Annotated in this window: 10 protein-coding genes and 1 pseudogene; 4 read left to right on the top strand and 7 right to left on the bottom strand. The window is 56.3% G+C overall.

Annotated elements, in window-relative coordinates; all coding sequences use genetic code 11:
* The 3 genes and pseudogenes from obgE to rplU form a co-directional block, all read right to left on the bottom strand.
* A pseudogene (obgE, locus tag ACRESJ_RS26045) lies at positions 1–221 on the bottom strand (GTPase ObgE); the annotation flags it as partial.
* Between the two features lie 195 nt (positions 222–416).
* Positions 417–674: a 50S ribosomal protein L27 gene (rpmA, locus tag ACRESJ_RS26040; protein WP_003176049.1), complete on the bottom strand. Its 258-nt coding sequence runs from the start codon at positions 672–674 to the stop codon at positions 417–419.
* Positions 675–709: 35 nt separating this feature from the next.
* The gene (rplU, locus tag ACRESJ_RS26035) at positions 710–1,024 is read right to left on the bottom strand and encodes a 50S ribosomal protein L21 (RefSeq protein ID WP_007950961.1); all 315 of its coding nucleotides are present in this window, start codon (positions 1,022–1,024) and stop codon (positions 710–712) included.
* A gap of 239 nt (positions 1,025–1,263) precedes the next feature.
* Here rplU and ACRESJ_RS26030 point away from each other — a divergent pair, with 239 nt between their 5' ends.
* The 3 genes from ACRESJ_RS26030 to ACRESJ_RS26020 all read left to right on the top strand — a co-directional run bounded on the left by ACRESJ_RS26030 (position 1,264) and on the right by ACRESJ_RS26020 (position 3,202).
* The gene (locus ACRESJ_RS26030; RefSeq protein ID WP_431760433.1) at positions 1,264–2,232 is read left to right on the top strand and encodes a polyprenyl synthetase family protein; all 969 of its coding nucleotides are present in this window, start codon (positions 1,264–1,266) and stop codon (positions 2,230–2,232) included.
* A 165-nt stretch (positions 2,233–2,397) separates the two neighbouring features.
* Positions 2,398–2,739 (top strand): zinc ribbon domain-containing protein YjdM, encoded by a 342-nt coding sequence (locus ACRESJ_RS26025; RefSeq protein ID WP_137804295.1) that lies wholly within the window; start codon positions 2,398–2,400, stop codon positions 2,737–2,739.
* A 205-nt stretch (positions 2,740–2,944) separates the two neighbouring features.
* Positions 2,945–3,202, top strand: a complete 258-nt coding sequence (locus tag ACRESJ_RS26020; protein WP_431760432.1) for a PA4570 family protein — start codon at positions 2,945–2,947, stop codon at positions 3,200–3,202.
* Between the two features lie 111 nt (positions 3,203–3,313).
* On the opposite strand, the gene ACRESJ_RS26015 is transcribed toward ACRESJ_RS26020, so the two are convergent.
* From ACRESJ_RS26015 to ACRESJ_RS26005, 3 genes are all read right to left on the bottom strand, one after another.
* Positions 3,314–3,931 (bottom strand): FKBP-type peptidyl-prolyl cis-trans isomerase, encoded by a 618-nt coding sequence (locus tag ACRESJ_RS26015; protein WP_431760431.1) that lies wholly within the window; start codon positions 3,929–3,931, stop codon positions 3,314–3,316.
* Positions 3,932–4,053: 122 nt separating this feature from the next.
* Positions 4,054–4,362 carry a DUF6482 family protein gene (locus tag ACRESJ_RS26010; RefSeq protein WP_431760430.1) on the bottom strand — a complete coding sequence of 103 codons (309 nt, stop codon included), beginning with the start codon at positions 4,360–4,362 and terminating at the stop codon, positions 4,054–4,056.
* A gap of 135 nt (positions 4,363–4,497) precedes the next feature.
* Complete coding sequence (locus ACRESJ_RS26005; protein ID WP_007970904.1) at positions 4,498–4,986, bottom strand: TIGR00645 family protein; 489 nt, start codon at positions 4,984–4,986, stop codon at positions 4,498–4,500.
* Between the two features lie 168 nt (positions 4,987–5,154).
* Here ACRESJ_RS26005 and ACRESJ_RS26000 point away from each other — a divergent pair, with 168 nt between their 5' ends.
* Complete coding sequence (locus tag ACRESJ_RS26000; RefSeq protein ID WP_431760429.1) at positions 5,155–6,981, top strand: hypothetical protein; 1,827 nt, start codon at positions 5,155–5,157, stop codon at positions 6,979–6,981.
* Between the two features lie 6 nt (positions 6,982–6,987).
* Here ACRESJ_RS26000 and ACRESJ_RS25995 read toward each other — a convergent pair whose 3' ends face one another.
* A complete protein-coding gene (locus ACRESJ_RS25995) occupies positions 6,988–7,329 on the bottom strand; it encodes a hypothetical protein (protein WP_047533476.1) in 342 nt (113 codons plus the stop codon).
* Between the last annotated feature and the right edge of the window lie 270 nt (positions 7,330–7,599).

The following is a 7,599-nucleotide window of genomic DNA, read 5'->3' as shown; positions in this document are numbered from 1 at the left end:
CCGCCGTTGGAGCCACGCTCGGCATCGAAGTGCCGGGTGTAACGGTAGTCCACCAGGGTGTTGAGGTTTTCGTCGGCCATCATGTAGATGGAACCGCCGTCACCGCCATCACCGCCGTTCGGACCACCGTTCTCGATAAATTTTTCCCGACGGAAACTCATGGCGCCATTGCCGCCATCACCAGCCTTTACGCGAATCGATACTTCATCAACAAACTTCATAACAAACGCCTCTCGCCATACGGACGAGCCGAAAAACAGTCAAGACATAAGACTCTTGCAAAAATGAGCGCAGCGACCCCAAACCACGATACCTGCATCGTACGCCGACAGCCCATGCAAACAGCTTTGCAAGAGACTCCCCCCACAAACGAAAAAGCCCCGTCGCGAGACAGGGCTTTTCCAGCGATCGCGCAATTAAGCGGCGACTACGCTCACGTAACGGCGGTTGAACGCGCCTTTTACTTCAAACTTGATCACGCCTTCGATTTTCGCGAAGAGGGTGTGATCTTTACCCATGCCAACACCGTAACCGGCGTGGAATTGGGTGCCGCGCTGACGCACGATGATGTTGCCCGGAATGATTTTCTGGCCGCCATACATCTTCACGCCAAGGCGTTTGGCTTCTGAGTCGCGACCGTTACGGGTACTACCACCAGCTTTTTTGTGTGCCATGAGTTCAATTCTCCTAGTGAGGAATTAGGCTGAAATTAAGCCTGAATACCGGTGATTTTGATCTCGGTGTACCACTGGCGGTGGCCCATACGCTTCATGTGGTGCTTACGGCGACGGAACTTGATGATGCGGACTTTATCGTGACGACCTTGGGAGATCACTTCAGCCACAACGGTAGCGCCAGCAACAACTGGAGCACCGATATTCACGTCGTCACCGTTGGCAACCAACAGAACGCGATCAAAGGTAACGGATTCGCCGGTAGCGACTTCCAGTTTTTCGATCTTCAGGTATTCACCTGGGGCGACTTTGTATTGCTTGCCGCCAGTAACGATTACTGCATAAGACATGGTATTTCTCCGATAATCCTGCTCACCCAGCTCTTTATAGGAAGAGGTATTGGCTGGCATGGCTGCATGGGGCTGGAGGCCCGCTTGCAATTGCGTAAGGCAGGTGCTGCCCAGGAAGTTCAGGGTGCGCGATTGTACGCAAGGCACGAGCGCCTTGCAATAGGCCGTCCATCGCGCCTTGACAGGCCCGGACGTGGGTCCTAGCATGCCGCGCAACCCTTCTGGAGCGACTGTCGCTGATGCAACCCCAAGCTTTCTACCGCGCGGTGGCGGACGATTTTAGCGCCGTCGACGGCATCATCAAGAAGCAGCTGACTTCCCGAGTGCCGCTGGTATCGAAAATCGGCGATTACATTACCTCGGCCGGCGGCAAACGCCTGCGTCCTTTATTGGTGCTGCTGTCTGGCAAGGCCCTGGGACGTGAAGGCGATGACATGCGACTATTGGCCGCAACCATCGAATTCCTGCACACCGCAACCCTGCTGCACGACGACGTGGTCGACATGTCCGGCATGCGCCGTGGCCGCTCCACCGCCAACGCCATGTGGGGCAACGCGCCCAGCGTGCTGGTGGGCGACTTCCTGTATTCGCGATCTTTCGAAATGATGGTTGAGCTGGGCTCCATGCCAGTGATGAAAATCCTTTCGCAAGCGACACGCATCATCGCCGAAGGCGAAGTGTTGCAACTGTCGAAGGTTCGCGACGCCAGCACCACTGAAGAAACCTACATGGAGGTCATCCGCGGTAAGACCGCTATGCTCTTCGAAGCCTCTACCCACAGTGCCGCGGCCCTCGCCGGTGCAACGCCTGAACAGAGCGAAGCACTGCGCACCTTCGGCGATCACCTGGGCGTGGCTTTCCAACTGGTCGACGACCTGCTGGATTATAAGGGCGACGCAGAAACCCTGGGCAAGAACGTCGGCGACGATCTGGCCGAAGGCAAGCCGACCCTGCCGCTGATCTACACCATGCGCGAAGGTACGCCGGAACAGGCTGCCCTGGTGCGCAAGGCGATCCAGAAAGGCGGTATCGAAGACCTGGAAAGCATCCGTGAAGCCGTGGAAGCCTCAGGCTCACTGGAATACACCGCGCAACTGGCCCGTGACTATGTGGCCCGCGCGATCAAATGCCTCGACGCGCTGCCTGCCAGCGAATACCGCGATGCTTTGGTTGAGCTGAGCGAGTTTGCGGTAGCTCGCACGCACTGATCGCACACCAACGTCAAAAGATCGCAGCCTTCGGCAGCTCCAACAAGGTTTTGTTTACGCCTGTAGGAGCTGCCGAAGGCTGCGATCTTTTGCTTTCCGGCCCCCGCATTAGAAAAACCCTATATAATGTGCGCTTTTTAGCGATCCTGAATCCAAGGAGCCTTAGTGAGCACGTTGCCACCCTGCCCGAAATGCAATTCCGAATACACCTATGAAGACGGCGCCCAGCTGATCTGCCCTGAGTGCGCCCACGAATGGTCCGCCGGCGGCGAAGCCGAAGCTGTGTCCGATGATGCGGTGAAAAAGGATTCGGTCGGCAATGTCCTGCAGGACGGCGATACCATCACCGTGATCAAGGACCTCAAGGTCAAAGGTACGTCGCTGGTGGTCAAGGTCGGCACCAAGGTCAAAAATATCCGCTTGTGCGATGGCGACCATGACATCGACTGCAAGATTGACGGCATCGGCCCGATGAAGCTCAAGTCCGAGTTCGTCAGAAAGGTCTGAACCTGCTGCATTCCATCCCGCGCCAGCTGCGGGATGGTGCTTCGCCCTCTTCCGCTTCGCCCAACCATTCCTCGCAATAGCCAAACGCCAGCCGTTTGACCTTACTCAATCTTTACCCACAAAAAAGCCCAAACGCGCAATAGGCCCTTGCTATTTATTGAATAGGAATTATTCTCATTGATGCCCTTCAATGGAGATGAGAACCATGACTTATTTAATCGATGCCTGGCTAGACCGCCCACATCCATACCTGAGGATCCTGCATCGGGAAACCGGAGAAATCTGTGCGGTACTTGAGGAAGAAGCCTTGAGCGAATTGCAGGATCAGGGAGACCTGGACCTCAATGGTTTGAGCTCCAACGAGCCGGTGGTGCTCAAGGAAGTGGTGAGGAATCTGTTTCTGTTCTGTTATGCCAGGGCGTTGCGCCCGCACAGTGAGCTGACCCACAAGATCGAAATATGAGTCACATAAACCTTGTAGGAGCAGGCTTGCCAGCGATGCGGGCTACGCGGTTCAGACTTGAAACCGTGCAGATGCAATCGCCAGCAAGCCGGCTCCTACAAGTTGCGTCGATTACAGAACGTCGAGCAGTTCTACGTCGAACACCAGCACGCTGTGCGGCGGGATGCTGCCAACGCCTTGAGCGCCGTAAGCCAGTTCGCTCGGCACGTACAGGCGCCATTTGCTGCCGGCATTCATCAGTTGCAGGGCTTCGGTCCAACCAGCGATCACGCCACCAACCGGGAATTCTGCAGGCTGGCCACGATCGTAGGAACTGTCGAACACGGTGCCGTCGATCAGGGTGCCGTGGTAGTGAGTACGCACGGTGTCTTCACGGGATGGCTTGGCGCCTTCACCGGCAGTCAGTACTTCGAACTGCAGGCCGGAAGCCAGGGTGGTGATGCCTTCACGCTTGGCGTTTTCAGCCAGGAAAGCCAGGCCTTCGCCAGCGGCTGCTTCAGCCTTGGCTGCAGCTTCGGCTTGCATGATTTCGCGAATCACCTTGAAGCTTGCGGACATTTCTTCCTGGCCAACACGGCTTGGCAGACCGGCGAATGCGTCGGTCAGACCTGCCAGGATCGCGTCCAGGCTAACGCCCGGTGGCGGGTTGTCGCGCAGTTGGTCGCCGAGCTGACGGCCAATGCCGTAGCTGACGCGGGTTTCGTCGGTGGACAGATTTACTTCGGACATGACACTGCTCCGCTGTGCGGACGACCCGGAAACTTGCCGTGCGTGCACAGCGGCTTCCCGGAGCGCCCGGAACCAAAAGGGTCAGCAGACTAGCACAGATGCCATATCGTTGATCAGGGACGTCAGCCCTGACGCGCGGAACGCTGATCGATCGGTACCTTCAAGCTTTCATCAATGCCCCCGAGCCCGCACATCTCGTCGTGCACCAGGTGATGTACCAGATTGAAGTTCAGCTTGGGAAAGGAACGCAGCACATCACGCGCATGCTCAACCGAACGCAGGTGCATCATATGACCGTGCGTATCGCTCAATGGATAGGCCGCGCCATGCATGCGCGCCTCCAGCAGGTAGATTCCGCCTTCCAGCGAAATCAGGTTCAGCTCATCGACCTTCCCGGCGACGGCATAGGCATTCAACTCTTGCAGGTTCATGAACACACCTCACGCAGTGGCGAGCCATTACCTTTACAGGGATATGCTTCGACGCATCAAAGCACAAGCTGCAAACGACACCGCCCGTCTGTTTTTGCAACAGACGGGCGGCGCGTGAAAGCGAACAACAGTGATTTAGTGCTTGGTCACTTTATCCAGGTAACCCATGGCGAAAGCCGACACCACGAAGGTCATGTGGATAATCACGTACCACTGCAAATGCTCTGGATCGACGTTCTTGGCGTCCATGAAGATCCGCAGCAGATGGATGGAGGAGATCGCCACGATCGATGCGGCCACTTTCATCTTCAGCGACGAAGAATCCATGGTGCCCAGCCAGTTGAGCTTTTCCTTGCTGTCGTCGATGTCCAGTTGGGAAACGAAGTTTTCGTAACCGGAAATCATCACCATCACCAGCAAACCGCCCACCAGCGCCATATCGATCAACGACAACAAGACCAGAATCAGGTCCGATTCAGCCATCGAGAAAACGTTGGGGATGACGTGGAAGACTTCCTGGAAAAACTTCAGCGCCAGTGCCAACAATCCAAGGGACAAGCCGAAGTAGATGGGCGCCAGCAACCAGCGGGAGGCGTACATTGCGTTTTCGATAAAGCGTTCCATTGAATCTCACAGGTAGTTTGAAATGGCGCGAGTATAACAGCCACCTGTCCCCACCCAGAAGCCGCCAGAAACCGTCGGGAAATCCGCCACCTGCGCGTGTGTATCAAATTTTTTCTGCTAGTGTCCAAACGATTGACATCGCAATGACATCGGACAGGAAGACTGGAAATGGATGCGCGATTACCCCTGACGAGCGCAGGAATTTGTCTGGTTCTGCTGCTGAGCGCCTGCTCTCCCGGTGAAGAGAAGCGCCAGGTCAGCCTCGATGAAAAGACCGCGCAGTTCGAGAAGTCACTGGATGCGATCGAAGACCCAAAACTCAAGGATGCCGTGGCCGAGCTTGGCGGTTCACTGTTACTGCTTGAACGTGCGCAACTCAGGCTCGAAAGCAAACCGGTGGAAACCGAGTACAGCGAAGACGTCCTGGCCGTGCTCAAGCATTACCCCACGCCACAGGCGCTGGTCGACACCTACATCAACGGCCTGTTCGTGCTGCGCAAGGACTCCAGCTCCGACTACCTGACGGACCTGCAACCGGTGTTCCCCTTCAACTTCAGCATTCCGGGCAGCTTTTTCTTTCCCCATGGCCTGGAATGGCAGTCGGTCACCCTGAGCAACAAACGCGTAATTGCCTTCCAGCCGGAATGGTCGGAAACCGATCCCGGCATCCAGTTAAGTCCGTCGAGCTCCAACGTGACCAATCCTGAAGACCTGACCGTGGCCTATCCCTTCATTGAAGGCCTCGACGTCGACATCAAGAACCAGCCGCAACCGGTGAGCCTGCAAGGCAAGATAGAGGTCATCGCGCCGCGCCGCCTCTACAGCTTCGATTTTACGAAAAAGGACGTGGGCCAGACCCGTACCAATGACAACCTCAGCGTCACCCTGCTCAAGCTTGCCAACAACGTCGCCGAAATCGAATTCAGCAACAGCGCGCCGCAAGCTCCGGAAATCGGGGAGCCTGCGCTAAACCCACTGATCGTCCAGGCAATCGATGCCACCGGGCAATTTCTCTCGCGCTCAGGATCAATCAATCAAACCGCTGCGCAAATCGCCTTTTACCAAAAGCAGTTGGCGAAGATGCAGCAACAGAAGGTCTGGAGTGAGGCGCTGGAAAAACAACTCAATGGAGAGCAACACACTTTTGAGAAGCAGCAACGTCATTACTCGAAGGTGTATTTCAATGGCCCCATCGAAACCCTTGAAGTCAGCCTGCTGGATTTCTCCACTGTCACGGTAACCCGCAAGGACTTGAACCTGCCGGTACGTCGCTTCGATCGCAACACCACGGAAAAAACCATCCAGGCGCTGAACCTGCCGGTGGTGGTGTATGACGATCAGGCCCCGATGTGGCTCAAGGGTGCGACATTGAGCGAGGAGCAACTGAAAAAAGGCGTCAGCATCAGTCAATCGGTCGAGGACCCCAGCGCTGCGCGGATCGAATTCAATCACCTGAGAAGTTTCAATGATGAGCTGCTTGGGACGTCTTTCAATCCTGGCGAAAGCCCGGTCAGCTTCTTCACCGAGGACAACCGCGGCAAACGCGATGACCCCATCGAACTGCCACCCGAGGCCTATCAGGTCGACCCTCTGCGCGGCAGCATTACCTACGACCTGAACCTGTTTCCCGAAACACCGGCTTACGTGGTGGGCTCGGTACCGTTGTTTCTTGCGACAATCGATAAAAAGACCCTGGACGCCCACCAACTGCCCAAGGGGCTTGAGCTCAAGGGCAACACGCTGGTGGTGGATCTGAAAAAGTATCCCGAGCAGGACTGGCGTTTCTTCGCCAAGGACGACAGCGGCAATTACCTCAAGGAAATTCTCGCCGTCAATCACGGCGCGAGCACAGAAGGCCCGGCGCTGTTTGCCGCGCACTACTTCTACGGGCAACCCACGCGCCTGGAGACTTACCAACGAACCGACCTCGCCACCGTCCCCTATGGCTTCGAGGTCAAGCTCGACAAGGCCGACATGTCAAAACTGCCCCAATAGTGCCGGTCAATGTTCGGGCCGGAACTCGAAGCCGCCGACGCTACGGCAACGGCCTCCATTGATTTCCCGCAGCTGGGCTTGCAAATGCAGGCACCAGATTTGCGGATCATCGGCCAGCTCATAGCCATGCAATGTCAGGCTTTCAACGATGGTATCGAGGATGGATTCAGCCACGAATGGGCCATGGAACGGGCCTTGGGCCTTGATGGCTGAGGGTTGTTCGCCGGCCATTCCTGCGGCGAAGAGTAGAGTCCACATTCCCGTATCCCCTGCCAACGGCTTGATGGCGCATTCGATACGGGTCACAAGACCCAAGCATTGACGAGTGAGGCAGAGGTTGCGCGACATGGCGGCGACCCTCGGTAGATCCGGTATTCAGCCTCCACGGAAGGCTGTTTCGATCCAGTGATTACTGTCCCTGTCCTTGAGCAGATAATAGAAGAAAAGTACGAGAAACTGACCAATCGACACCAGAAGGCGCCGAGCGGTCATTGTGTGAAGTTTGACGTCAGAGTGATGGCACTTTTGTGGTTTTGACGGGGTACAAATGTGGGAGCGGGCTTGCTCGCGAAAGCAGTGTCTCAGTCGATGTTTTTGCCGACTGACCCACCGCTTTCG

The organism is Pseudomonas sp. (assembly GCF_050739655.1).
Lineage (GTDB): Bacteria > Pseudomonadota > Gammaproteobacteria > Pseudomonadales > Pseudomonadaceae > Aquipseudomonas.
This window is presented reverse-complemented; position numbering and strand designations above follow the sequence as displayed.

Bases quoted from the DNA above. Each gene is read 5' to 3' on its own strand.
- ACRESJ_RS26020 (WP_431760432.1), top strand. From the start codon at position 2,945: ATGACTTATTTAATCGATGCCTGGCTAGACCGCCCACATCCATACCTG.
- rplU (WP_007950961.1), bottom strand. From the start codon at position 1,024: ATGTCTTATGCAGTAATCGTTACTGGCGGCAAGCAATACAAAGTCGCC.
- ACRESJ_RS26000 (WP_431760429.1), top strand. From the start codon at position 5,155: ATGGATGCGCGATTACCCCTGACGAGCGCAGGAATTTGTCTGGTTCTG.
- ACRESJ_RS26005 (WP_007970904.1), bottom strand. From the start codon at position 4,986: ATGGAACGCTTTATCGAAAACGCAATGTACGCCTCCCGCTGGTTGCTG.
- ACRESJ_RS25995 (WP_047533476.1), bottom strand. From the start codon at position 7,329: ATGTCGCGCAACCTCTGCCTCACTCGTCAATGCTTGGGTCTTGTGACC.
- ACRESJ_RS26015 (WP_431760431.1), bottom strand. From the start codon at position 3,931: ATGTCCGAAGTAAATCTGTCCACCGACGAAACCCGCGTCAGCTACGGC.
- ACRESJ_RS26010 (WP_431760430.1), bottom strand. From the start codon at position 4,362: ATGAACCTGCAAGAGTTGAATGCCTATGCCGTCGCCGGGAAGGTCGAT.
- ACRESJ_RS26030 (WP_431760433.1), top strand. From the start codon at position 1,264: ATGCAACCCCAAGCTTTCTACCGCGCGGTGGCGGACGATTTTAGCGCC.
- rpmA (WP_003176049.1), bottom strand. From the start codon at position 674: ATGGCACACAAAAAAGCTGGTGGTAGTACCCGTAACGGTCGCGACTCA.